Origin of the sequence: Streptomyces sp. NPDC093568 (assembly GCF_044764945.1) — a bacterium.
Classification (GTDB): domain Bacteria; phylum Actinomycetota; class Actinomycetes; order Streptomycetales; family Streptomycetaceae; genus Streptomyces.
In genome coordinates this window covers 1-24032 of sequence record NZ_JBIWJD010000012.1, presented here as the reverse complement: position 1 = coordinate 24032, position 24032 = coordinate 1, and the positions used below count along the sequence as shown (strand labels likewise).

22 protein-coding genes, 1 tRNA gene and 3 pseudogenes are annotated in these 24032 nt (G+C 70.8%); 11 read left to right on the top strand and 15 right to left on the bottom strand.

The annotated features are described in order from the left end of the window. Nucleotides 1-82: 82 nt before the first annotated feature. Entirely contained in the window at nt 83-547 is a 465-nt protein-coding gene (locus ACIRD7_RS35545; RefSeq protein ID WP_403459969.1) for a GatB/YqeY domain-containing protein, read from the bottom strand. A 263-nt stretch (nt 548-810) separates the two neighbouring features. On the opposite strand from ACIRD7_RS35545, the gene ACIRD7_RS35540 reads away from it, so the two are divergent. The 4 genes from ACIRD7_RS35540 (at nt 811) to ACIRD7_RS35525 (ending at nt 4316) form a co-directional block, all read left to right on the top strand. Then, nucleotides 811-1737, top strand: a complete 927-nt coding sequence (locus ACIRD7_RS35540; RefSeq protein WP_403459967.1) for a metallophosphoesterase — start codon at nt 811-813, stop codon at nt 1735-1737. A gap of 171 nt (nt 1738-1908) precedes the next feature. Further along, complete coding sequence (locus ACIRD7_RS35535) at nt 1909-2718, top strand: Pr6Pr family membrane protein (RefSeq protein WP_403459966.1); 810 nt, start codon at nt 1909-1911, stop codon at nt 2716-2718. Between the two features lie 32 nt (nt 2719-2750). Then, a tRNA-Pro gene (locus ACIRD7_RS35530) sits at nt 2751-2824 on the top strand. Nucleotides 2825-3341: 517 nt separating this feature from the next. Beyond that, a complete protein-coding gene (locus tag ACIRD7_RS35525; RefSeq protein WP_403459965.1) occupies nt 3342-4316 on the top strand; it encodes an SGNH/GDSL hydrolase family protein in 975 nt (324 codons plus the stop codon). Between the two features lie 75 nt (nt 4317-4391). On the opposite strand, the pseudogene ACIRD7_RS35520 reads toward ACIRD7_RS35525, so the two are convergent. Beyond that, a pseudogene (locus ACIRD7_RS35520) lies at nt 4392-4777 on the bottom strand (tyrosine-type recombinase/integrase); the annotation flags it as partial. 216 nt (nt 4778-4993) lie between these two features. Between ACIRD7_RS35520 and ACIRD7_RS35515 the strand changes: the two are divergent. After that, complete coding sequence (locus ACIRD7_RS35515; RefSeq protein ID WP_403459964.1) at nt 4994-5413, top strand: DUF6578 domain-containing protein; 420 nt, start codon at nt 4994-4996, stop codon at nt 5411-5413. Between the two features lie 794 nt (nt 5414-6207). Here ACIRD7_RS35515 and ACIRD7_RS35510 read toward each other — a convergent pair. Together ACIRD7_RS35510 and ACIRD7_RS35505 are read right to left on the bottom strand one after the other, a co-directional pair. Continuing rightward, the gene (locus tag ACIRD7_RS35510) at nt 6208-7083 is read right to left on the bottom strand and encodes an SDR family oxidoreductase (RefSeq protein ID WP_403459963.1); all 876 of its coding nucleotides are present in this window, start codon (nt 7081-7083) and stop codon (nt 6208-6210) included. Between the two features lie 43 nt (nt 7084-7126). After that, entirely contained in the window at nt 7127-8209 is a 1083-nt protein-coding gene (locus ACIRD7_RS35505; RefSeq protein WP_403459962.1) for an acyltransferase family protein, read from the bottom strand. Between the two features lie 139 nt (nt 8210-8348). On the opposite strand from ACIRD7_RS35505, the gene ACIRD7_RS35500 reads away from it, so the two are divergent. Beyond that, the gene (locus ACIRD7_RS35500; RefSeq protein WP_403459961.1) at nt 8349-8804 is read left to right on the top strand and encodes a tellurite resistance TerB family protein; all 456 of its coding nucleotides are present in this window, start codon (nt 8349-8351) and stop codon (nt 8802-8804) included. Nucleotides 8805-9061: 257 nt separating this feature from the next. Here ACIRD7_RS35500 and ACIRD7_RS35495 read toward each other — a convergent pair whose 3' ends face one another. The 3 genes from ACIRD7_RS35495 to ACIRD7_RS35485 form a co-directional block, all read right to left on the bottom strand. Further along, nucleotides 9062-10483, bottom strand: coding sequence for an LCP family protein (locus ACIRD7_RS35495; RefSeq protein ID WP_403459960.1), 1422 nt, complete (start codon nt 10481-10483; stop codon nt 9062-9064). 68 nt (nt 10484-10551) lie between these two features. Then, nucleotides 10552-11622 (bottom strand): M56 family metallopeptidase, encoded by a 1071-nt coding sequence (locus ACIRD7_RS35490; protein WP_403459958.1) that lies wholly within the window; start codon nt 11620-11622, stop codon nt 10552-10554. A gap of 6 nt (nt 11623-11628) precedes the next feature. Beyond that, nucleotides 11629-12120 (bottom strand): BlaI/MecI/CopY family transcriptional regulator, encoded by a 492-nt coding sequence (locus tag ACIRD7_RS35485; RefSeq protein ID WP_403459957.1) that lies wholly within the window; start codon nt 12118-12120, stop codon nt 11629-11631. Between the two features lie 213 nt (nt 12121-12333). Here ACIRD7_RS35485 and ACIRD7_RS35480 point away from each other — a divergent pair, with 213 nt between their 5' ends. Both ACIRD7_RS35480 and ACIRD7_RS35475 read left to right on the top strand, forming a co-directional pair. Further along, entirely contained in the window at nt 12334-12885 is a 552-nt protein-coding gene (locus ACIRD7_RS35480) for a TerD family protein (protein ID WP_403459956.1), read from the top strand. Between the two features lie 54 nt (nt 12886-12939). Continuing rightward, on the top strand, nt 12940-13176 hold the full coding sequence (locus tag ACIRD7_RS35475) for a twin-arginine translocase TatA/TatE family subunit (protein ID WP_403459955.1): 237 nt from the start codon (nt 12940-12942) through the stop codon (nt 13174-13176). 122 nt (nt 13177-13298) lie between these two features. Here ACIRD7_RS35475 and ACIRD7_RS35470 read toward each other — a convergent pair. The 4 genes and pseudogenes from ACIRD7_RS35470 to ACIRD7_RS35455 all read right to left on the bottom strand — a co-directional run bounded on the left by ACIRD7_RS35470 (nt 13299) and on the right by ACIRD7_RS35455 (nt 16876). Then, nucleotides 13299-15196: pseudogene (locus ACIRD7_RS35470) on the bottom strand (glycoside hydrolase family 15 protein). A gap of 46 nt (nt 15197-15242) precedes the next feature. Next, entirely contained in the window at nt 15243-15659 is a 417-nt protein-coding gene (locus ACIRD7_RS35465) for a hypothetical protein (protein WP_403459953.1), read from the bottom strand. Between the two features lie 28 nt (nt 15660-15687). Then, entirely contained in the window at nt 15688-16158 is a 471-nt protein-coding gene (locus ACIRD7_RS35460; RefSeq protein WP_403459952.1) for an SHOCT domain-containing protein, read from the bottom strand. A 79-nt stretch (nt 16159-16237) separates the two neighbouring features. Continuing rightward, entirely contained in the window at nt 16238-16876 is a 639-nt protein-coding gene (locus ACIRD7_RS35455; protein ID WP_403459951.1) for an HdeD family acid-resistance protein, read from the bottom strand. A 425-nt stretch (nt 16877-17301) separates the two neighbouring features. Between ACIRD7_RS35455 and ACIRD7_RS35450 the strand changes: the two genes are divergently transcribed. Further along, nucleotides 17302-18714 carry a DUF2252 domain-containing protein gene (locus tag ACIRD7_RS35450; RefSeq protein WP_403459950.1) on the top strand — a complete coding sequence of 471 codons (1413 nt, stop codon included), beginning with the start codon at nt 17302-17304 and terminating at the stop codon, nt 18712-18714. Between the two features lie 37 nt (nt 18715-18751). Here the strand turns inward: ACIRD7_RS35450 and ACIRD7_RS35445 are convergent, their stop codons facing one another. From ACIRD7_RS35445 to ACIRD7_RS35435, 3 genes are all read right to left on the bottom strand, one after another. After that, entirely contained in the window at nt 18752-18949 is a 198-nt protein-coding gene (locus ACIRD7_RS35445; protein WP_403459949.1) for a hypothetical protein, read from the bottom strand. 121 nt (nt 18950-19070) lie between these two features. Beyond that, nucleotides 19071-19589: a hypothetical protein gene (locus ACIRD7_RS35440; protein ID WP_403459948.1), complete on the bottom strand. Its 519-nt coding sequence runs from the start codon at nt 19587-19589 to the stop codon at nt 19071-19073. Nucleotides 19590-19626: 37 nt separating this feature from the next. Further along, entirely contained in the window at nt 19627-22284 is a 2658-nt protein-coding gene (locus tag ACIRD7_RS35435; protein WP_403459947.1) for a LuxR C-terminal-related transcriptional regulator, read from the bottom strand. 215 nt (nt 22285-22499) lie between these two features. Here ACIRD7_RS35435 and ACIRD7_RS35430 point away from each other — a divergent pair, with 215 nt between their 5' ends. Both ACIRD7_RS35430 and ACIRD7_RS35425 read left to right on the top strand, forming a co-directional pair. After that, the gene (locus ACIRD7_RS35430) at nt 22500-22973 is read left to right on the top strand and encodes a carboxymuconolactone decarboxylase family protein (protein WP_403459946.1); all 474 of its coding nucleotides are present in this window, start codon (nt 22500-22502) and stop codon (nt 22971-22973) included. Nucleotides 22974-23021: 48 nt separating this feature from the next. Continuing rightward, nucleotides 23022-23936, top strand: coding sequence for an RNA polymerase sigma-70 factor (locus ACIRD7_RS35425; RefSeq protein ID WP_403459945.1), 915 nt, complete (start codon nt 23022-23024; stop codon nt 23934-23936). Here the strand turns inward: ACIRD7_RS35425 and ACIRD7_RS35420 are convergent. Beyond that, nucleotides 23933-24032, bottom strand: a pseudogene (locus ACIRD7_RS35420) (IS481 family transposase); the annotation flags it as partial. The gene ACIRD7_RS35425 and the pseudogene ACIRD7_RS35420 overlap by 4 nt on opposite strands.

The following is a 24032-nucleotide window of genomic DNA, read 5'->3' as shown; positions in this document are numbered from 1 at the left end:
AACGGCTGTCGCCGTGCGCCGGACGGGGTCAGCCCGCCAGCGACGTGGGCAGCCCGCCAGCAGGGTCAGCCCGCCAGCAGCGTCAGCTCGCCAGCAGCTTCTTGACCACCGCGGCCACGCGGCCGCCCTCGGCCTGCCCCGCGACCTTCGGGTTCACGATCTTCATCACGGCGCCCATGGCACGCGGACCCTCGGCACCGGCCGCCTTGGCCTCCTCGACGGCCTGGGCCACGATCTCGTTCAGCTGGTCGTCGCTGAGCTGCTTCGGCAGGTAGGTGGCGAGCACCTCGCCCTCCGCCTTCTCGCGCTCGGCCTGCTCGGCACGACCACCCTGCGCGAACGCGTCGGCGGCCTCACGACGCTTCTTCGCCTCGCGGGTGATCACCTTCTGCACCTCGTCGTCGGAGAGCTCGCGCTTCTCCTTGCCCGCGACCTCCTCCTTGGTGATCGCGGCGAGCGTCAGCCGGAGCGTCGAGGAGCGGAGCTCGTCGCGCTCCTTGATCGCGGCGTTGAGGTCTTCCTGCAGCTTCGACTTGAGCGTGGTCATGGGGTCGATTGTCGCAGGTACGGGGAGCGGGGCGCCCGTGGATTTCAAGGGGGCGGGTGGGAGGGGAGGGGAAAGGGCGCTCGGAGGGGATCGCAGGGGACCTGAGGATGGCCGGGGGCCGGAGGATGGCGGGGGCCGGAGGATGGCCGGGGCCGGAGGATGGCGGGGACCGGAAGACGGCCGGGGCCGGAGGATGGCGGGGACCAGAGGATGCCGGGGACGGGCGGGCGCAGGGTGCTTCTACCGTCTGACACGATGGTCGTATGCGCGCGCGATACGGAGTGCCCCTGGGAATCACGGCGGTTGGGGCCGCCGGACTGCTGTACTCGGCGGGTTTCGAGGCCCGTTCGTTCCGCCTGCGACGGGTGACGGTCCCCGTCCTGCCGGCCGGTATGCGGCCGCTGCGGGTGCTCCAGGTCTCCGACATCCACATGGTCAGCGGCCAGCGCAAGAAGCAGCGCTGGCTGCGCTCGCTGGCGGGTCTGCGCCCCGACTTTGTGATCAACACGGGCGACAACCTGTCGGACCCCGAGGGCGTGCCGGAGGTGCTGGACGCGCTGGGCCCGTTGATGGAGTTCCCGGGCGTGTACGTCTTCGGCTCCAACGACTACTACGGCCCCAAGCTGCGCAACCCCGCCCGGTACCTGCTGGAGAAGACCCAGGGCCGGCACGGCCTGAACGGCAACCCGCCCGCCGTGGGCGCGATCCACAACCCGTGGGAGGACCTGCGCGACGGCTTCGACGCCGCGGGCTGGCTCAACCTGACGAACACGCGCGGGACGCTGAAGGTCGAGGGCGTGTCCGTGGAGTTCACCGGCCTGGACGATCCGCACATCAAGAGGGACCGCTACGAGCAGGTGTCGGGCGGTCCGTCGGGCGCCGCGGACTTCGCGATGGGCGTGGTGCACGCGCCGTACCTGCGCGTCCTGGACTCCTACACGGCGGACGACTACCCCCTGATCCTGGCCGGCCACACCCACGGCGGCCAGCTCTGCATCCCCTTCTACGGCGCCCTGGTCACCAACTGCGACCTGGACACGGACCGAGTGAAGGGCCTGTCGACGCACACGGCGGGGGGCCGCACCTCCTACCTCCACGTCTCGGCGGGCTGCGGCGCGAACCGCTACACCCCGTTCCGCTTCGCGTGCCCGCCGGAGGCGACGTTGCTGACGTTGGTGGGGCGGGAGTAGTAGGGGAGGCAGGGAGGGGTGGGGCGGCGACGGGTTACGGGTGGCGGATGACGGCTGACGGCTGACGGCTGACGGCTGACGGCTGACGGGGCGATAAATCCCCCCATCTCTCATTAACTCGCATGGACGACCCGTATCGCCCATTTCGCCCACGCTGCTTAGCGTGAGGCCATGACCGCCCCGATACCCAGGGACATCCCGAACATCCCCGCGATACCGGGAGTCCCCGTACTCTTCCCGTCGCACGTCCCCGCCACGGCCGTGGTCGCTCCCACACCGCGCCGCCTGGCCACCTTGTTCCGCCTGCTGGTGGCCGTGTCGGCGGCAGCGGCCGTGGCCGTCGAGGTCGGCCTCGGCAGCCCCTTGCGCACCCTGAGCCACTTCACGATCCAGAGCAACATCCTGCTGGCCCTGGTCTTCGTCGCCTCGGCCCGCCGCGCCTGGGCGGCCCGCCCCCCACTCCCCACGTCCCTGACAGGCGCCACACTGCTCTACGCCCTGGTCACGGCCCTCGTCTACCACCTGATCCTGGCGAACGGGGCGAGCCCTTACCCCCTGCCCGGCATCCTCACGGGCGAAGCGGCCGCCCCGACGGGCTGGCACGCGATCACCAACCAGATCCTGCATACGGCGGTGCCGATCGCCGCACTCCTGGACTGGCTGCTCCTCACATACCCCGGCGACCTGCACCTCCGCCAGGCGACGACGTGGCTCCTCTACCCCCTGACCTACCTGACCTTCACCCTCACCCGAGGCGAACTACTGACCCCCGGCACGCCGGCCCGCTACCTCTACCCGTTCCTCGACGTCGCGGGGCACGGCTACAAGAGCGTCCTGGCCAACGCCCTCCTCCTGGGCCTCGCCATCTACGCCCTGGCCATCCTGCTCGTGGCCCTCGACCACGCCCGCCCCAACCCGATCCGCCACCGCGTCCACCACCGCGCACAAACCGGATTTCGTCTCCAGCCCCCTGTGGGCTAAAGTAAACGTCGTCGCCGCGACAGCAGCGACATCGGGGTGTAGCGCAGCTTGGCAGCGCGCTTCGTTCGGGACGAAGAGGTCGTGGGTTCAAATCCCGCCACCCCGACGCTGGTCAGAGGGCCTGGTGTGCAAGTGACACCAGGCCCTCTGTCATGCCCGGGGGCCAAACGGAGGGCCAAACGAATTTGATCCGCCCCCAGCCCCCTCCGTCTTGACTCAGGGTCCGAACGATTCCTAATGCGGTCCCGTCAGCCCGAGGGCTTCGGGCGGAATGGGCCGGTGGCGCCGCCCATCGCGCAGGAGCCCGCAGAGCGTTGACCCTCAGGCGGGCGATGGCCAGCCGGGAGTGATCACGAATGAGACAGGCGGCTAGGGCCGTCAGATGTGCCGAGGCGATGGCCAGCCGGTCGATGTGGCTGCGAGGGCCACGCATACCGTGCGGGGCCGGTCAAGCCTCGGAGCTAGACGGCCAAGATCCGGACTCATCCGTTCAGGACCTGACCACCTGGACCATAAAGACGCCCGAACCACACGGGATGTGACTGTCCGTATTGGATCTAGTGCTTTAAGTAACGAGCCTCTTAGGGTCAAAGCGTCGCCAACACCGTATCCCTGGAGGATTCGTGGCAAGGTTCCGCACTCGTCTGGCCCTGCTCGGCTCGGCCGCGGCTCTCACCGCCGGCGCCCTCGCTCCCGCACAGCTCGCCGGGGCACAGCCTGCCGCCGCGGCGGAGTACGACTGGGTCGCCCTGGGCGACTCCTACACCGCCGGGGCCATCCAGGCCGCAGGTGGCGTCTTCGAGATCCCCCGGGACGGCTGCGAGCGCACCGACCGGTCCTACCCGCAGGTCATCGACCGGGACCTCGGCTCGTTCTTCGAGCTGACCAACGTCAGCTGCGGCGCCGCCACGATCGAGGACGTCACCTTCAACGCGCAGCAGCCGATCGGCCGCCACCTGCCGCCCATCTCCGAGGACCCGGACTACCCCTTCCCTGCGGTGCCGCCCCAGTCCGAAGCAGTCAAGTCTGGCACCGACGTGATCACCGTCGGCGTGGGCGGCAACACCCTCGGGTTCGCCGACATCCTCCTCAAGTGCCTGGAACTGGGTCAGGGCAGCGGCGGCGTGGGCACCCCGTGCAAGGACGCCCTCGCCGCCGACATCCCCGCCAGGCTGACCAAGGTCGGCACCGACTACGACCAGATGCTCGCCAAGCTCCATGAGAAGGGTCCGCACGCCAAGATCCTGGCCGTCGGCTACCCCACGGTCATCCCCCAGGACACCTCCAAGTGCCGCTACAACGACATCCACCAGTTCTTCTCGATCACCCAGGGGGACCTGGACTGGCTGCGCCAGGACGTCCTGGAACCCCTCAACAAGGTCATCGAGAAGTCGGCCGCCACCCAGGACTCCGCCACCTTCGTCAACCTCTACGACTCCTCCGAAACGCACAGCGTCTGTGATGCCGGCAAGTGGGTCGAGGGCGTCCTCGACAGCGACAACCGGCCGGCCCTCGTGCACCCCAACGCCAAGGGCCACCAGAACGCCGCCGACCACGTCATCTCGGAGATGCTGAACGCCATCGCCCCGAAGGACTGACCCGCAGAGGGCACCCCGTCCTCGATCCACCGCCGAGTTGCCTCCGGTCCTCCGGCCCGGAGGCAACTTCGCTCTTCAAACACCGAAGAAGCGCTCAGCCTTACTGGCTGCCTGCGCCCCCTCTTCCTGACCTTCGGCGAAGATGTCATCCATCGCTTCGGCGCCCTGCTGCGTGATCACGGGCCTGAGCTGCTTGCGATAGACCGCCTCAGTGGTCGCCTGACTGCTGTGGCCGACAAAGAGCGCGATCCGCTCCAACGGGATGCCATGGTCGGAGAGCAGGGATACGAAGCTGTGCCGGAGCTCCCGCGGGGTCACTCAGGCTTCAGTCCGGCCTTTTTCACGATGGCCTTGAAATCTCGCCGGACGTTGGCTGCGTCCAGTGGTTCGCCGCTCCGCGTCGTGAAGACACGGCCGGCTGGGCTCCACTCCATCCCTCTCAAAGCCCGCTCCTGTTGGCGCGGCAGATCTCAGAGGCACCAGCAAGCCCGGGATCCGGACGTCAACGCCTCAAATCAACGACGGCAGACAGCAGGAACTCTGGTCAACCCGTCGCAGGCTCGCACCGCGAGCGTCCGAAGCGCTGGGGCTCGATCGATCGAACTCCCAAAGCTTGTGTCGTAGATCATGCGCGAGGGCCCCTGATGAGGTCAGGTCGCCCAGCAGACAATGGCGGCATGACGTTGACGCTTTGGGTCGATGACTGGCAGATCCAGTGCTGCGGACAGAGCTTCACGCCCGGGGATGTCGTCTCCTGGACGCTGCTGAAGGTCGATCCGGAGGATTACGCCGACGTCGTTGGCAGCGAACGTGCGGACGAGATCGACTTCCGCGAGGAGCATCACGGCCAGGAGGATGGGCACGCACCCACCTCGGTGGAAGTGGTATCGATCGTCGAGGTGCACTGTCGTTTCGAGGTACCCCTGGGTGCTACGGACAAGGTGAACCGCCCCGTTCCGGGCACGACCGTGCTGGTTCCGGTCAAGGAGGCGGACGGGTGGGCAAAGGCCAGGCCAGAAGTCAGCTTCGTGGGCTATCTGGTGACGGCCCGGCGTGCCGCAGACGAGCCGGAAGGTGTGGTTGCTAGCGGCCGATGAAGGCGCCGGTGGGGGCAGGCATCCTGCTCGGTTTGGTCGGTATGACCGTCGCTGACCGATCCGGCTGGAGCTACGGATCAGGTGATGCCCACGACAGGAGACGGTGCGCGGTCGGCGCTGGCAGGTCATCCGCTGGCCATCGACGAAGCCCGACCGTCGGTTAGGTCCCGGACGATCCTCCGGGCCGCCCCCACACAGGCCGGGGATGCAACCATTCCCTTCAGAGCTGGAACCCCCGGAAGCCGACCGCGCCTTGAGACCCTAAAAGCTGCCACTGACAACGGCTCTGTGGGGGATTGGCCGTTGGACCTCCGGCAGCCACAAGGGCGGCAGGGCCACAGGTAGCGCCACAGTGGTCGGCTCCTCTTGAACGAACGACTGCCCTCGCAGCGGCTCCGGCGCCGGCCTCAAGGTCAAACGGCATCCACCTCGTTCTTCCCGCCGACGACGGCGAGGTCGTCCTGGCATCGGCGGACAGCGCGATGCGCAACCCCGGTGACTGACGATCCCGCCCGCCGGGCTGTCCAGATCCTTGCGAACGGCGGGGCTGCGAGCTGGCGTCACTCACCTGCGAGGTCCGACCCGACGCCGCGGGTGGCGTTGTCGTCGCTGCCACGACAGTCGTGCTCCTCCGCAGTCACCGGTGCGCCTTCCGCCGCGGAATCTGGCCGCCGAGCCACCCCACCGCCACCCGGGCCGCCATCTACGCGTCCGTTCTGGAGGAGCGCCTGATGACACGCGTGGTCCCGCAGCTCGGCGACGCCGCGTCGTCGGGTGAGAAATCGCGTGATCACCTATTCGACGTGGCGTGAACCACGGGCCGGCGACGGCCCGTCAGCAGCGCGGCGGCCCCCGTCAAGGAACTCCCGGGCCCCGCGCAGCCTCGTCCGCAGTCGGTTCTGTGTGGCGCGGCTGTCGAGGCGGATGTCCAGGCCTCCGGGCAGGGTGGTGTCGGCCCGTTTGGCCGTGGGGAGGTGGGTGGCGTCCAGGCCTTCGTGGTGGGCGATGAGGATGCCGAGGTCGTGGCGGTTCAGGGCGTCCGGGCCGGACAGGTGGGAGACTCCTGACGCGTCGGAGAGGGCGAGTTCCAAGAGGGCGGCGGCCAGGTCCTCGACGTGTACCGGGCAGCGGATGTTGTCGGTGAACAGGGCGCCTTCGCGGGTGCCGGACGCCAGGTCGCGCACCATGCGTTCGTGCGCCGAGCGGCCGTGGCCGATGATCAGTGAGGTGCGGGCGACGACCGCGTCCGGCAGCAGGAGTCGTACCGCGGTCTCGGCGGCTGCCTTGGCCGCGCCGTACGGGGAGACCGGGTCGGGCAGGCAGGACTCGTCGTAGTGGACGTCCGCGCCGGAGAACACCGCGTCGCTGGAGACATGGACCAGGCGGCAGCCCTGCTCGGCGGCCGCCAGGGCCACGCGGATCGCACCCTCGGCGGTGACCGCCCAGTCGGCGTTGCCGCTGGAGGCGTTCAGCACTACGGATGGGGTTACCTCGGCCATCAGTCTGGCGATGTGTGCTGGGTCTCGGACGTCGAGGGGGTGCCACGCTACGTCCGGCGCTCTTCCGGGGCGGGAGGCGAATGTCGCCGCCGTCTCGTGTCCCGCCGCGGTGGACTGGCGGACCAGTTCCGTTCCCAGGAAGCCGCTGCCGCCGATGATCAGGACCGTCATGGGCAGCCACGGTAGTGGAGGCGGGGCCCTGCCCGGGGTGGCCTCAGCGTGTCAGCAGCCTGGCCACCGCCCACTTCATCGCCTTCCGGAAAGGCCGTCGCACAGCGGGGGCGCACAGCGCTGTCACCACCGCCGCCGCGAGCCCCGTCAGCGCGAGTATCCCTGCCGGCCCACGGATCCAGCCCGCGTCGTACCAGCCCCAGTACTCCGCCGCCTGCGCCACGAATCCGTGCAGCAGATAGCCGTACAACGTGCCCGCGCCGAACGCCGTGAACCATGTCCTGCGGCGCGGCACCCACGCGAGGAACCCCAGGACCAGGGCGAGGGAGCAGCCGAACGTGGCCAGGGTCATCAGCGGGCCGTACCAGGCGGGGGCCGCGAGCGATGTCGCGCTGGTGTTGTGGAAGAACCAGGCGTAGTTCATCCTCGGCACCGCCCAGTACGCCAGGGCCAGCGCGCCGGCGAACAGCGGTACGGCCAGGAGGCGGGCCTCTCGACGGGCCGGCAGGTGGAGGTGGTGGGGTTTCAGGCGCAGGCCCAGGACGAAGTACGGCAGGAACTGCGCGACGCGTTGGAGGTCCAGGTCGTTGCCGACGGACGGGGAGAGGGTCGCCGCCGCGGCGATCGTGAGGGCGATCGGGAGCGGGTGGCGCAGGGTCTGCCAGATCGGTGTCGTCAGGCGCCAGATGAACAGGGCCGCCAGGAACCAGGTCAGGTAGAGGGGGTCGAAGAGGGTGATCGGGCGCTCGGGGTCGTGGCTCGTCCAGCGGGTGAAGAAGGTGTACGCCGTCTCGAAGAGCACGTAGGGGGCCGCGATGCCGGTCAGCAGGCGTCCGATGTTCCTCGGCGTCGCCTCGAATCCGCGCGATAAATAGCCCGAGATCAGCGCGAACACCGGCATGTGGAAGGCGTACACGAGCGTGTAGAGGGCCGTGATCGATCTGCTTCCCTCGCGCAGGGGCTCCCAGGCGTGGCCCGCCGCCACCAGCACGAACGCCAGGTATTTGGCGTTGTCGAGGAAAGGGTCCCGCTGGGGTGGTGAGGCCTGTCTCGCCGGTGCCTCCGCGGACCTTGGTGCTGGTACGGCAGTGGCGTCGGTTGCCGGTGTGGCGTGAGTGGAGAGCATTGCCAGCACCCTAAACACACCGTTGAGGGCTCGCTCAACCCCGCCAGCGCGCTCGCACTCGCACTCGGGCGTCTACCATCTCTGGTAACTTCTACACTACTGTAGAAGTGAGTGATCGTGTAGGGAGTCGGGAGTCGGCATGGCCCTTTGGGACCGCATCAAGGAGTCCGCATCGACGATGCAGACCCAGCTGGTAGCGAGGAAGAACGACCTCAAGAGCGGCGCCTTCCGCGACGCGAGCATGGCCATGTGCGCGCTCGTCGCCGCGGCGGACGGCACCGTCGATCCCTCCGAGCGGCGGCGCGTCGCTCAACTCATCGCCAGCAATGACGTGTTGCGGAACTTCCCCGCCGACGATCTGCGCCGTCGCTTCGAGGAGAACCTCGACCGGCTCGCCGCCGACTTCGACTTCGGCAAGGTGAGCGTGATGCAGGAGGTCGCCAAGGCGATTAGGAAGCCCGTCGAGGCGCGGGCCGTTGTCCAGATCGGCATCGTCATCGGCGGCGCCGACGGCGACTTCGACAAGGACGAGCAGGCCGTGGTTCGCGACGCGTGCTACGCGCTTGGGCTGCCGCCGCACGAGTTCGATCTCTGACCTGTCCCGGCCCGGACGGCGTCCGAACGCCCCTCGCATCCGTACGGTTGCCCAGGCGGGGTCGGGTCAGCGGCCGCACGGCGTCAGACTCTGAACCATCCCGGCCCCCACGCCGCGCCAACGCCCCACGCATCCGTACAGTTGCCCAGACCGGGTCCGGTCAGCAGCCGCACGAGGTCAGTCTCTGAACCATCCCGGCCCCCACGCCGCGCCAACGCCCCACGTCCGTACGGTTGCCCAGGCCGGGTCGGCCCGGCTCAGCGGATGCGCGCGGCGTCCAGGTCCTTTCCGACCACCAAGGTCACCACGCCGGCCGCCGTATCCCCGGCCTCCGCCGCCCGCGCCCGGACCCCGGGCAGCCGCGCCGCCAGTGCCTCGGCCTGTTTCTTCAGGCCCGCCGGGTAGGTGACCGTCGTGGTGCCGGTGTTCTCGGGGGCGTTTCCGGTGCCGGTGACCATGATGCCGGATGCGCGCAGCTTCTCCGCGACCGTGCCGGCCAGGCCCTGGACCGACGTGCCGTTGAGGACCTGGACGCGGACGGCGGAGGCGTACACGGGGTTCTTCCCCTCTGCCTCCAGTCGCTTCTTGTCGACCTCCTGGTCCTTGGCGAGCGCGGTGAACAGGTCGGTGGCCTGCGGGTACTGCCAGACGACGTTGGCCGTGTCGGAGGCCACGTCGGCCTCCCGTGGGTAGTTGGGGACGGTGAGGAAGGTCAGGCGATCGCTCGGTATTCCCTTGAGTTCCGAGGCGAGGGAGTACAGCGGCTTGATGCCGGCCATGTCGGGGTCCGTGGTGAGGGACTTGGTGCCGGACTGCAGGAAGCCGTAGAGCGACTTCGGGCTCGTCAGCTTGGCCTTCGCCTTCTCCGCCAGGGCGTTCATGAACTCCTGCTGGCGTCCGATGCGCCCGATGTCGGAGCCGTCGCCGACGCCGTAGCGGACCCGTACGTAGCCGAGCGCCTGCTCGCCGCCTACGGTCTGGCAGCCCGCGTCCATGTCCAGCCGGGCCTTCTTGGAGTGGATGGCCTCCTCGGGGCAGACCTCTATGCCGTCCAGGGCGTCGACCATCCCCTTGAACCCCTGGAAGTCGACGGACATGAAGTGGTCGATGCGCAGGCCGGTGTTGGCCTCGACGGTCTTGATCGAGCAGGCGGCGGCCCCGGCGACCTCGCCGCTGCTGCCGCCGATCGCGAACGCCTCGTTGATCTTGAAGCGGTGCGGGTCGGAGGTGTTGCCGTCGCCCTTGTCGCAGGCCGGTATCTCCACCCAGGAGTCACGGGGGAACGACACGACCGTGGCCCACTCACGGTTCGCGGGTACGTGCAGCACCATCAGCGTGTCCGACTGCATGGTGGTCAGGTCCTTGCCGTACTTCGCGTTGGCGCCGTCGCGGCTGTCGGAGCCGACGACGAGGATGTTCTTCGAGCCGGGGCTGAGGTTGGCGGGACGGTCCCCGCCGATCCTGTCGTCGACGTCGGCGGACTTGATGTTGTTGTCGAGGTCCTGGTAGACCCAGGCGCCGACGCCGGCGACACCGAGCACGACCGCCGAGGCCGCACCCGCACTCCACGCCAGGATCCGCCTCCGCCGGCCCGGCCGGGCCGCTCCCGTCCCCGCTCCCGCTCCCGTCCCCGCCTCCGGCTGTGTACGCCGCCGCTTCCCCGAGCCGCTCACCGGCATTCCTCCCCCTGGGCCACGATGGCCCCCTTATGAACAGACGACGAAATCGGGCTCTTCCGTTGCCCGGGTCACAGTGGTGTGGCCGCGCGGAAGATGAGGACCATCGTCACCGCCGAGTTCGCCGACGACATCGCCGACACGGCCGTCCCCACGGCCGCACACCACGCCGCCAGGCCCACCGACGTGAACAGCGACGGCCACCGGCGCACCGCCGGGGCGGGCCCCAGTAGCGCGGCCACCCTGCGGGGCACGGGTCCCGGCGCGGCGAACCCGGCCAAGGTCACGACCGGCGCACCCCCTGACACCAGCGCCGCCTTGCCGACGGCGGACCCAACCGTACGGCGATACCCCATCGACCGGGCCACCTTCCCATCAGCCCTGCCGAACTCGGGCCCCGACCAAGCGAACCCCGCCAAGGTCGCAACCGGCGCACCCCCGGACACCAGCGCCGCCTTGCCGATCGCGGACGCCACCGTGTGCCGGTGTCCCACCACCTGCGCCGCCTCCTCATCAGCCCACCGCTCCGCCGTGTACGACACCGCCGTACGCAGCGGGCGCAGGAACGGGTTGGTGCGTGCGGCCAGTTGGACGGTGAGCAGGAAACGGTGGTGACCGGCGGCCAGATGGGCTCGCTCATGGGCGAACAGGGCCCGGCGTTCGGCGGGTTCGAGGTGGTTCAGGAGGCCGGTGGTGACGACCACGCGGTCGCGTCTGCCGCCGGGGAGCGCGTACGCGTACGGCAACTCGTCGGGCAGTACGGCCACTTCGGTGCCCGGCAGCCCGGTCAGCGCCCGGTGCGCGCGCCTGCGGACCCGGCCGTGCTGACACAGGGTCCGGGCGCAGGCCACGACCACCGCGCACAGCGCCGGAATCGCCGCCTTGCCGACCACCTCGTCGTACGGCACCGCCGCCCGCACCTCGGGATCCGACCAGCCGTCGGGGAGGGGGTTGCCGGGCAGTTGGGCGGTGCCCACCACCATCACCAGGCCCAGGCACAGCGTGCTGCACGCCGCCATCACCGCGGCGACGCCGGTCAGCAGCCTGGTCGCGGTGCGCGGATGCAGATGCTGCTCGGCGAGGCGGGCGATCGGCCAGGCCGTGAGCGGCAGGACGAGCGGAAGAAAGACGAAGACCCCCATACGGCGTCAGTCTTCTCCTTCGCCCGGGGACCCGCCCTGGGACCCGCCCGGGGACCCGCCCGGGGACCGGTCCGAGGGCCGGTCTGAGGACCGACTCGGCGACCGACCCGGCGACCGACCCGCGCCGCCGGACTGCCCCAGCAGATCGCGCAACAGCCGCTCGTCGTCCGGGCCGAGACCCGTGACGAAGCTGGCCAGCACCGCCCCCCGGTCGCTCTCGGCGTCGAGCACCTTGCGCATCCGGTGCGCGGCGAGGCCCGCCTGGTCCGACGCGGGTGTCCAGGCGAAGGAGCGGCCCGCGCGCTCCCGGGTCACCGCGCCCTTGGCCAGCAGCCGGGTCAGGATGGTGATCACCGTCGTATAGGCGAGGTCCCCGCCGAGGCGCTCCTGCACCCAGCCGGCCGTAGCCGGCCCGTCCGCCTCGCCCAGCGCCGACAGGACCAGCGCCTCCAGCTCGCCCTGCCCCCGGCGCCGGGGGCCCTGCCGGTGATCCGCCATGTCCTGTCTCCCTTCCGCTGAGCCGCACGCCATCTGCGAGACATCGAGCGGTACATCGTAAGGAAAGCAGAGGTCGCCCGGCGGGGACGGCCTTCCCATATGGCCTTCCCATATGGCCTTCCCATATGGCCTTCCGGATACGACCTTCCCGTATTTCTACAGTGTTGTAGATTTCTGGGGTACGTCATCACCGCACGCAGGAGAAGAGCAACCGTGGGAGTTTCCCTGGCCAAGGGTGGCAACGTCTCGCTCAGCAAGGAGGCACCGGGCCTGACGGCCGTGCTGGTCGGGACCGGCACCGACTACGACCTCGACGCCTCCGCCCTGCTGCTCGACGCAGCCGGCAAGGTCCTCTCCGACCGGCACTTCGTCTTCTACAACAACCTCACCAGCCCGGACGGTTCGGTCGAGCACACCGGCGACAACCTCACCGGTGAGGGTGAGGGCGACGACGAGTCGGTCAAGGTGAACCTCGCGGCCGTACCCGCCGAGGTCGACCGGATCGTGTTCCCGGTCTCCATCCATGACGCCGAGAACCGCGGGCAGAGCTTCGGGCAGGTCCGCAATGCCTTCATCCGGGTCGTCAACCAGGCCGGCGGCGCCGAGATCGCCCGCTACGACCTGTCGGAGGACGCCTCGACGGAGACGGCGATGGTCTTCGGCGAGCTGTACCGGGGCGGCGCGGAGTGGAAGTTCCGCGCGGTCGGTCAGGGTTACGCTTCGGGCCTGGCCGGGATCGCCGCCGACTTCGGCGTGAACGTCTGACCAGGGCCGGCCGCACACCGAGGCTCACGCCCCAGCTCACCAGGAGGTCGACCCATGTTCGGACTGAGCGAAGTCGCGATCATCCTCGTCGTCGTCATAGCCGTGCTCTGCGCGAAGAAGCTGCCGGACCTGGCCCGTTCGGCGGGCAAGTCGGCGCGCATCTTCAAGGCCGAGGCCAAGGCGCTGAAGGACGAGGACGACGGGACGGCACCCCGGGTGATCCCGGGCGAGACGGTCACCCCGGGCACAGACGAGCCGAGGCCCGGGGGGACGCAGCAGCCTCGTACGTGAGATGCCGGCCCGGGCGAGCAGCGCGGGTGGCTTCCGGAACCGCGGTCGCTTCCTTCACGGGCCGCTTCCGGAAGCGCCGTCGCTTCCTTCACGGGCCGCTTCCGGAAGCGCCGTCGCTTCCTTCACAGGCCCCTGCCCGGGTCACCCACGACATGGCGGCGTACGACCGGGTATCCGCGTTCGGGTGCCGCCGGCCCCGCGCCGTCGCGCCGGGCGAGTTCCTCGTCCAGCGCCATCGCGGCGGTGATCAGCGCGAGATGGGTGAACGCCTGGGGGAAGTTGCCGAGTTGCTCGCCCGAGGGGCCGATCTCCTCGGCGAACAGGCCGACGTGGTTGGAGTAGGTGAGCATCTTGTCGAAGGCGTACCGGGCCTGGGAAAGCCGGCCGCTGCGGGCGAGGGCCTCCACGTAGAAGAAGCTGCACAGGTTGAAGGTGCCCTCGGAGCCGCGCAGTCCGTCCGGGGAGGCGGCCGGGTCGTAGCGGTAGACCAGGCTGTCGCTGACGAGTTCCTCGTCCATGGCGTCGAGGGTGCTCAGCCAGTCCGAGTCGTGCGGGGAGAGGAAGCCGACCCGGGGCATGAGCAGCAGTGAGGCGTCCAGGACGTCGGTGTCGAAGTGCTGGACGAAGGCCTGGCGCTTGTCGTGCCAGCCCTGTTCCACGATCTGCCGGAAGACGGCGTCCCGGGCCTCGGTCCAGCGTTCCAGGTCGGCCGGCCGGGAGGTGTACAGCGCGGCGCGGATGCCGCGGTCGAACGCCACCCAGGTCATCAGCCGGCTGTAGGTGAAGTTCTGCCGCCCGCCCCGGGTCTCCCAGATGCCCTCGTCAGGGCGGTCCCAGTGGTCGGTCAGCCAGTCCAGTACGCCGCGCAGTGCCGTCCAGCCGCGCAGCTCGCCGATGTCGCGGCCCACGATCAGGGCGTCGGCGGCCTCGCCGTAGATGTCGAGCTGGAGCTGGTCGGCGGCGGCGTTGCCGGCCCGGACCGGCCGTGAACCCTGGTAGCCCTCCAGGTGGTCGAGGATCTCCTCGCTCAGCCGCGGGTCGCCGTCGACCCGGTACATGATCTGCAGCGGGTTGCCCGACGGGGTCGCTCCGGCCGCGAGGCGGTCGCGCAGCCAGCGGCGGAAGGCATACGCCTCGGTGTGGAACCCCAGGTCGATCAGGGCCCGCACGGACAGGGAGGCGTCGCGGATCCAGGTGTAGCGGTAGTCCCAGTTGCGCTCGCCGCCGATCTGTTCGGGCAGCCCCATGGTGGCCGCCGCGACCGGTGCCCCGCTGGGCGCGTAGGTGAGGAGCTTGAGCGTGATCGCCGAGCGGTTCACCATGGACTGCCAGCGTCCCCGGTAGGTGCACGAGCGCAGCCACGACTGCCAGAAGGACTGGCAGCGCTCCAGTTCCTCGGCGACGCCCGCCACCGACGGCGCCGGCGGGGCGGGGCCCCCGCCTGCCGTGCTGGTCAGCACGACCGCCGCGATCTGGCCGGCCGAGAGCGTGAAGCGGGCGGTGACGTCGTCGCCGTCGGTCCGCAGCTCGACGTCCTCGGTGCTCTGCACGTGCAGGTCGGTCGCTGGTCCGCGCAGCACGGCGTGCCGGCCGTCCGGCCGGGTCACGGTGTGCGGGGCACGGGCGTAGTCGAAGCGCGGGCGGCAGGTGAAGGCGAACGGCAGGCTGCCGCGTACGACCCTGACGACCTGAGCAGTGTGTGCCGGTCCGTGGCCTGCGTCGACTCGAGGGGCACCATGAAGTCGGCGACCTCGCCGACGCCGCCGGGGGCCATGAACCGGGTGATCAGGACGGCGGTGTCGGCCAGATACAGCTGCCGCACCGCCATCCCGTCCGCCGGAAGCTCCGCGGCCAGCCGGCAGTGGCCCCCGCGCTCGCCGTCCAGGAGCGAGGCGAACAGGCTGGGCGAGTCGAGGCGCGGTGTGCACCACCAGTCGATGGTGCCGTCGGACGCCACCAGGGCAGCGGTCTGCAGATCGCCGACCATGCCGTGATCGGCGATGGGTGGGTATCCGTTCACGAGCCTCCTCCTCCGGCGGGTCGTCACCGGGCACACGGTCGGCGGGTTACCGGAAGTCTTCCTTCCGCGCGACGCACAGCGCCCAGATGATGAACCCGGAGATCGCGATCATGACCACCGACCACACCGGGTAGTACGGCAGCGAGAGGAAGTTGGCGATGATGATCAGCCCCGCGATGGCCACGCCTCCGACGCGGGCCCACATCGACGCCTGGAACAGCCCGATGCCGACGATCACGGCGACCACGCCCAGGATGAGATGGACCCAGCCCCAGCCGGTGAGGTCGAACTCGAAGACGTAGTTGTTGGTGGTGACGAAGACGTCGTCCTCGGCGATCCCCATGATGCCGCGGAAGACGGCTATCAGTCCGGCGATGGTGAGCATGACGGCGGCGAAGACCGTCAGACCCCCTGCCCAGGCGTACTTGGTCTCGTGCGCCTGCTTGGTCTGCATGGTGGCCATGGTTGTACCTCGCTTCCTTGGTGCGTGCTCAGGTGCGTGTGCCCGGTGTGGTGGTGGAGCCGGTACCGGCCGACGGGCCGGCGCCGCTCAGGACGAGGTCCTTGGCGCGGCGGAACTCGTCGTCCGTGATGTCGCCGTGGCTGCGCATCTCGGACAGCCTGGCGAGTTCCTCGGCGCTGCTGGGCCGCTTGCTCTCGCCGGCGGTGTCGCGGATGTAGTCGTCGAACGCCCGCTGCTGTGCCTGGGCGTGGGCGATTTCGCGGCTGCCCATCTCCTTGCCGCGGGCGATGAGGTAGACGAACACGCCGAGGAAGGGCAGCACGATGCAGAAGACCAGCCAGCCGGTCTTGCCCCAGCCGCTCAGGCTGTCGTCGCGGAAGATGTCGCCGATGATCCGGAAGAGCAGGACGAACCACATGATCCACAGGAAGAACCAGAGCAGGGTCCAGAACATGCTCAGCAGCGGATAGTCGTAGGCGAGGTACGTGGTCGCGCTCATCGTTTGCCTCCGTCCCGGGCGGGAGACCGCTCTGCCGCTCCCGCTGACCTCAGCGTGCACATGCTCACGACGAACGGCCTCACCCTGGGCGGGTGAAGCCCGCCCGGTGCAGTGCGGACCGCCAGGCGAGGGCGACTCCCAGCTCGATGAGTCCGAGCAGCAGCAGCCACAGGCCGAGCAGCCGGGTCAGGACTACGGCGGAATCGCTCGGCAGCGCCAGCACCACGATGCCCGCGACGATGCCGAGCGCCCCGGCGCCGAGGAGGACCGCGCGGTGCGGCAGGCCCTTGGCGGCGAGGGCCGTCCAGGCGGTGAGCATGCCCGTCACCAGCCAGACGGCGCCGACGATCAGTGACAGCGCGGCGATGGTCTGCAGCGGGTGGCGCAGGCACAGCACGCCGGCGAGGACGTAGAGGGCCGCGGCGAGCAGTCCCAGGTGCCGGTCGCCCTGCTCCCGGGCGAAGGAGGTGACGAACCGGAACCCGCCCGTCACCAGCAGATACACCCCGATGATCACCGCCAGGACGTGCAGGGTGGCATCCGGCCAGGCCAAAGCGATGATGCCGGGCACCAAGGTCGCCAGCGCCGACCCCAGCAGCCAGGTCCACGAGCCGCCGAGGTCCGCCAGCAGCCGATCGGTGTCCTGCTCGGCGAGAACCGTCCCGTCGGCCAGAGGATCGGCTCCGGTGCCCGGCGCGGAATCACGCGGCACGGTCATGACTCCTCCTCGCGTGACACGCCCGGTGAGCACCGAACCGCCGACGGGACGGTGTACGGCACCCTCACGGGCCCAGCGTGGCGCGCACCGGCTCGGGCCGGGTCACCCATGGCGGGTGATCCGGTGGGGTGGGTGTGGCGGTGGAGCGGCCAGGGGGTGGGTTGCGTTACGAAGTGGGCGGCACCCTCGCCGTATCCGTTCGGTGCGGTGCCGTGCGTGGCGGGGTGGCCTTGGCCGGGTGTCCGCCGAAGCGGCCACCGCACCGGACGGACCGGACTCACCACTGCATCCACCGCCCCGCCCCCCGGATCACCCCTGACGGGTGATCCCCCGAGGCGGCCGGGGCGGTGGGGTGGCTGGTGAGGGTTGGCCGGGGTGTCCGTGCGGGTGCTGGGCGGCGGCCGGCCGGAGGTGGAGGGTGCGTAATGTCGATGCCGAACGCGTTCACGGCCTCGCTGTCACCGCGGGAGCGGGCGGAGTACGGCAGGAGTGCGCGGAGCCGCGTCTCGCGGTCCGCTCACGCCGACATCGAGCCGGGAGGGGAACGGCCCGACCCGATCGGGGTGATCGAGCGTCAGTCGGCCACCCGGGTCCCGGAGCTGGTGCCGATCCGCTACGGACGGATGCTGGAATCGCCGTTCCGCTTCTACCGGGGCGCCGCGGCGATCATGGCGACGGACCTGGGGCTGCTGCCCGACACCGGGCTGCGGGTTCAGCTCTGCGGTGACGCCCACCTGCTGAACTTCCGGCTGCTGGCCTCGCCCGAGCGCCATCTGGTCTTCGACATCAACGACTTCGACGAAACCCTGGACGGCCCCTTCGAGTGGGACGTCAAACGGCTCGCCGCGAGCTTCGTGATCGCCGCCCGCGCCAACGGGTTCCCCACCGCCGAGCAGGACCGCGCCGTACGGGAGTGCGTACAGGCGTACCGGACGCGGATGCGGGAGTTCGCCGGGATGCGCAGCCTGGACATCTGGTACGCGCAGGACGACGCCGACCAGATGCGGGAGCTGATGGCCTCCTCGATGAGCAAGGAGGCCCGGCGCCGCACGGCCCAGGCGACGGCCAAGGCACGCACCCGCACCCACCTCCAGGCCTTCGCCAAACTCACCCGCGTCACCGCCGACGGCCGGCGCATCGCCCCGGACCCGCCGCTCATCACACCGCTGGAGGACCTGCTGAACGGCTCCTCGGTGGGCGAGGAGGAGAAGGAGCTGCAGACCGTCTTCGAGGGGTACGCGGGGTCCCTGTCGTCCGAGCGGGTCCATCTGCTGAGCCGCTACCACCTGGTCGACATCGCCCGCAAGGTCGTCGGGGTCGGCAGCGTCGGCACCCGGTGCTGGATCCTGCTCCTGCTCGGCCGGGACGACGACGACCCCCTGCTGCTCCAGGCCAAGGAGGCGCAGGAGTCGGTGCTGGCCGCGCACACCGGCGGGCAGCGCTACGACAACCAGGGCCGGCGCGTCGTGGCCGGGCAGCGGCTGATCCAGACGACCAGCGACATCTTCCTCGGCTGGACCCACACCGTGAGCGGTCTCGACGGGCAGCAGCGGGACTTCTACGTGCGGCAGCTGCGGGACTGGAAGGGCATCGCGCGGCCGGAGACCTGGGACCCGTCGATGCTGCGGCTGTTCGCGTGGCTGTGCGGGGGCAGTCTGGCGCGGGCCCACGCCCGATCGGGCGACCCCGTCGCCATCGCCGCCTACCTGGGCGGCGGCGACCGGTTCGACCGTGCGCTGGCCGAGTTCGGGCAGGCCTACGCCGACCGCAACGAGCGGGACTTCGAGGCGCTGGGCGAGGCGGCGCGCACGGGCCGGGTGCGGACGGACGACCTCTGACCTCCGAGAGGGCCTTCAGGAGGACCTCAGGGACGGGTCACTCCGGGAGTTGCCGCATCTCCAGTACGCGCAGGCCGAGTGACTGGAAGCGGGCCAGCAGGCCGTACAGGTGGGCGTCGTCGACCACGGAGCCGTACAGCACCGTCTGGCTGGACATCAGCACGTGATCCAGTTCCGGGAAGACCTTGGCCAGGGTCTCCGACAGATGCCCTTCCACACGGATCTCGTAGCGCATGTGCTGCCTCCCGCCGACAGCCGCAGGCCGACCTACCTGCCACCGTTCTCATCGTGACGCCCGCCGGGACGCTCCCACCTCACCCTGGGCAGGTGACCCCGCCCGCTCCCCCGCCGGCGGGTCAGTGCGTCAGGACGAGCTTGAACACGATGATCAGCAGGCCGAGCGCCAGGTTGACGCAGGCGGTGACGGCCATCAGGCGCCCTGAGGCGCCGGCCCGCCGTGCCGCGGCCAGTGACCAGCCCACCTGCCCCGCGACGGCCACGGAGAGGGCCAGCCACACGGCCCCTGACACGCCCAGCCCCAGGAGCGGGCTGACGGCCACGGCCACGGCCGGCGGGACGGCCGCCTTGACGATCGGCCATTCGTCACGGCACACGTGCAGCACGGTCCGGCGGTCCAGGACGCGATGGGTCAGGCGGGCCCCGAACAGCTGGGCGTGCACATGGGCCAGCCAGAAGGCCAGGCTGGTCAGAATCAGCAGCAGGACCAGTTCCAGGCGGGGGAAGGAGCCCAGCGCGCCGGCGCCGATCACCACGGAGGCGGCGAGCATGGAGCCGTAGACGCCGCCTGTGTAGTCGGCGCGCTCCCTGAGCTCCGCCCGGCGCTCGCGCGCGGTGAGCGGCTGATTTCCGGTCATGACCGCCTCTCGATGTCGGCGCGGACCACCGCGCGCGTCACAGCAGGTGCAGCTCGCGGGCCCGTCGTACGGCGTCGCCCCGGCGGTTGACCGAGAGCTTGCGGTAGACGCTCTTGAGGTGGGTCTTCACCGTGTTCACGGAGACGTACAGGTCGGCGGCGATGTCCTCGGTCGACATCATCTGGGCGAGGCGCTCCAGCACGTCGTGCTCGCGTCCGCTCAGCCGCTCCACCATCAGCGGCGCGGGCTCGGAGGAGTCGGATCCCGGTGCGAGCCAGCCCGCGGCCAGCCCGCGCAGGGGCTCCCCGGCCAGGTAGGGCCCGAGCCACGCCCCCGCCTCCAGGAAGGGCAGCCGCAGTCGTTCGCGCCGGGCCTCGGTGAGCGCCCGCGCGAGCAGTCTGCGCGCCCCGGCGGCGTCGCCCGCCGTGTGCGCGGCCTGCGCCCTGAGCAGCATGGCCCGCACGAGCACCGCCGGACCGGTGCGGGTCTCGCCGCCGATGACGTCGAGCAGCTTCAGGGCCGTGTCCGGGTCGCCGGCCGCGAGGTGGGCCCGTGCCGCGCCCACGGCACAGGTGGGCTGCTCGCCGGTCACGGGCGCCAGCACCTGGGCTGCCTCGTCGGGGCGGCCCTCGGCCAGGTGGGCGGCGGAGGCGACCAGAGCGGCCTGGCCGCGTTCCCAGGGGGAGACGACGTCGGCGGTCACGGCCGGTTCCGTGGCCGCGAGGGCGGCGCGGGTCCTGCCCCGGGCCAGCAGCAGACGGGCCGTCGCGATGGACCGGCCGGCGGCCGTCACCGGGTCGCGCGCCGCGCAGTCGCGGGTCTGGTCGAGCAGCGCCTGGGCCTCGGCCAGTTCGTTGCGGTCGACGGCCACCGCGGCCAGGACCAGCCGGCCGAGCGCGGAGACGGACTCCTGGGGCAGGCTGAACCGTTCCGTCTCGGTCATCGCCGCGGCCGCCTGGTGTTCCGCCCTGGTCGGCCAGCCGTCGAGGTAGTCCAGGAGCGCCAGATGCTCCAGGGACTCCTCCCGCGGCAGCGCCGTCGCGGCGCCCGCGGTGCCGTCGGCCACGGCGGTGAGCGCGTCCCGCGCCTCGGCGAACCGCCCGGCCCACAGCCGGGTCGAGCCCAGGTGGGTCAGCAGCAGCGCGGACAGCTCGGGGTGCTTGCGCAGCAGATAGGCCGGAACCTCCTCCTCCAGTTCGCGCGCCGTGCGCACGGCCTGCTCCGCCCGGCGCGGGGACCCGGCCTGCCGGGCCGCCAGGGCCTGGAGCAGGGCGCAGCTCAGCCGGGCCGCCGCAGGGGTGCCGGAGGTCTCGGCGGTCTCGGCGGCGTCGGAGGTCAACCGCTCCTCGGCGTGGTGGAGATGGGCCAGCGCATGGTCCAGGTCGCAGCGGGACAGATCACGCGCCGCACGGACGAGGTCCGCCGCCGGGCTCGTCGTACCGGGCCCCATGCCGGAGAACAGCTCGGCCAGGTCGTCGGAGCGCAGGCCGGTGAAGAGCTGGCCGATCGCCAGGTCGTCGACGAAGGCGCGGGCGGTGAAGTCCCACTCCCCCGCGGCGGCGCCGTGGGCCAGCATCTCCGGCAGCAGCCCGGACCGCCCGAGCCAGCGCGCGGCCCGCAGGTGCAGCTCCGGTTCCAGCTCGGCGGAGCGCTCGCGCAGATGGGCCCGGAGTATCTCCCTGAAGAGCGGGTGCAGCCGGTACCAGGAGTGGCCGAGGTCCTCCACGAACGCGTTCTCGCGGTGCAGCCCGGCGAGGATGGACTCGGCGTCGGCGCGTCCGGTCAGGGCGTCGGCCAGACCGACGCAGAACCGCTCCAGGACGCTGACCCGCAGCAACAGGTCCTGGGTGGGCGGCGGCTGCCGTTCGAGGACCTCCGCCAGCAGGAAGTCGGCGACCGTGCTGTGCCCGGCCTCGAACTCCTTCAGATAGGCCTCCGGGTCCGGGGCGTGCCGGGCGGCCAGCGCGCACAGCCGAAGTCCGGCCGCCCAGCCCCCGGTGCGGTCCACGAGGGCGTCGGCGGCGGGGACGGGCAGGCGCAGTCCGTGCCGTTCCAGGAGCGCGACCGTCTCCTCGGGTGTGAAGGCCAGTTCGGCGTTGCGGATCTCGGTCATCGCGCCGGCCGCGCGATAGCGGTGCAGCGGCAGCAGCGGCTCGGTCCGGGTGACGATGACCAGGCGCAGTCCCGGCCCGGCGTGGTGCAGCACGAACTCCAGCTGCCGCGAGATCTCCGGGGCGCTGATCCGGTCGTACTCGTCGAGCACCACGGTCACGACGCGTTCGCCCTCGGCCAGCCGCGCGGCGAGCCGGGCCAGCAGGGTGCGGCCGACCCCGCCGGTCCCGGCGGGGCCGCCGATGCCGGCGACCGGCGCCCCGCTCAGCCGCAGCGCCTGGAGCAGATGCGCCCAGAACATCCGCGGACTCTGGATCGCCGCGTCGAGCGTGAGCCAGGCGACCGGCTGCCCCAGGCCCGCCGCCCAGTCGGCGACCAGCAGCGTCTTGCCGGCCCCCGCGGCGCCGTTCACCATCGTCAGCGGTGTCCGCAGGGCCTGGTCGAGGTGCTCGACCAGCCGCTCACGGCGCAGGAACGTGGCGGGCCGGGCGGGCAGGGCGAAACGGGTGCGCAGGAACGGGTCTCCCAGCGGATCGACGTGGGAGACGGAGGGTTCGTACGGAGTGTCGTCGCTCGCTGCCAACGCGCTCACCGCCCTGCGGGATCGGGGATGCCGCTCCCCTCACACCCCCTCACACCACCATCACAGCTTTGCCGCGTTCCTGCGCGCCAGGTGCCGAAAGCCGCCCCCGCCGGCGCTTCCCGGCGCGAGACGCAGATCACATTCGCCGATGTCACAGGGGGTCGGGTCATCTCGTCTCGGGGGTGTAGCCACTACGACGGCCAAGGGAGCACACCATGGACGCACGACTGAACCTCCTCACCGACCCGACCATCGGCAAGGCCCTGAAGTACGTCATGTCGGCGGGCCGGGTGGTCAAGGACTCGGCGCTGCCGGCGGCGACCCAGGAGCTGGTGTCGCTGCGCGTCAGCCAGATCAACGGCTGCGCGGTCTGCATCGACATGCACACCAAGGAGGCGGCCGCGGCCGGGGAGAGCCCGGTACGGCTGAACCTGGTGGCGGCCTGGCGGGAGGCCACGGTCTTCTCCGCGGCCGAGCGGGCCGCGCTGGAACTCGCGGAGGCCGGGACCCGGATCGCGGACTCGGGCGCCGGAGTCGGCGACGAGGTGTGGGAGCAGGCCGCCCGGCACTACGACGAGGAACAGCTGGGGGCCCTGCTGTTGCTGATCTCCTTCATGAACCTGGCGAACCGGCTGAACGTCATCACCCGGCAGCCCGCCGGCGACTACAAGGCCGGACAGTTCCACTGAGCCGGGCCGCCTCGGCGGGCCGGACGACTTCGACGGAGGGGATCGCACGTGGGGAAGGTCGATGAGTTCGAGGAGCTGCGCCCGCTGCTGTTCTCGATCGCCTATCGGATCCTGGGCAGCGTGGGCGAGGCCGAGGACGCGGTGCAGGAGGCCTGGCTGCGCTACGACGGCTCGTCGACCCGGCCCACCTCGGCCAAGGCCTATCTGTCGGCCGTGGTGACCCGGATCTCGATCGACGTGCTGCGCTCGGCGCGGGTGCGCCGCGAGGAGTACGTCGGTCCCTGGTTCCCCGAGCCGCTGCTGAGCGACCCGTACCAGGACCCGGCGCGCTCGGTGGAGCTGGCCGACTCGGTGTCGATGGCGGCGCTGCTGCTGCTGGAGCGGCTGAGCCCGCTGGAGCGTGCGGTGTTCGTGCTGCGGGAGGTGTTCGGCTTCGGCTTCGACGAGATCGCCACGGCGGTCGGACGCTCGGAGGCGGCGTGCCGGCAGCTGGTCGTACGGGCCCGGCGGCACATGGAGGCCGGTCGGCCCCGGTTCGCGGCCGACCGGCAGGAGCGGCAGGAGCTGGCGGCGCGGTTCTTCGACGCGCTCAAGGACGGTGACATGGGCGGACTGCGGGAGCTGCTGGCCGCCGACGCGCAGTTGGTCGGGGACGGCGGCGGCAAGGCACCGCAGCTGGCCAGGGCCGTCGTAGGCGCGGACAACGTGGCCCGGCTGCTCGCCGCCGTCTCCCCCCGGCTGGCCCGGCTCGGCATCGCCGTCGAGCCGCACGAGGTCAACGGCCAGCCCGGTGCCGTCTACCGGGACCGCGACGGCCGGGTGCTGCAGACCCTGGTCCTCGACGTCCTGGAGGGCCGGATCCAGACGATCCGCACGGTGCTCAACCCCGACAAGCTCGCGCATATGGGCCCGGTGGCGGACGCGTGGGCGATCACCCGCGAGCTGAAGCGGGCCCCCCGCTAGGTGTATTGACCCGCAGCGTTGTTCACGCGGCTGATGGGTGGCTGGCCTGCGAGTGCGGTGTGGCAGCGGTGGTGGTTGTAGGTGTGCAGGAAGTCT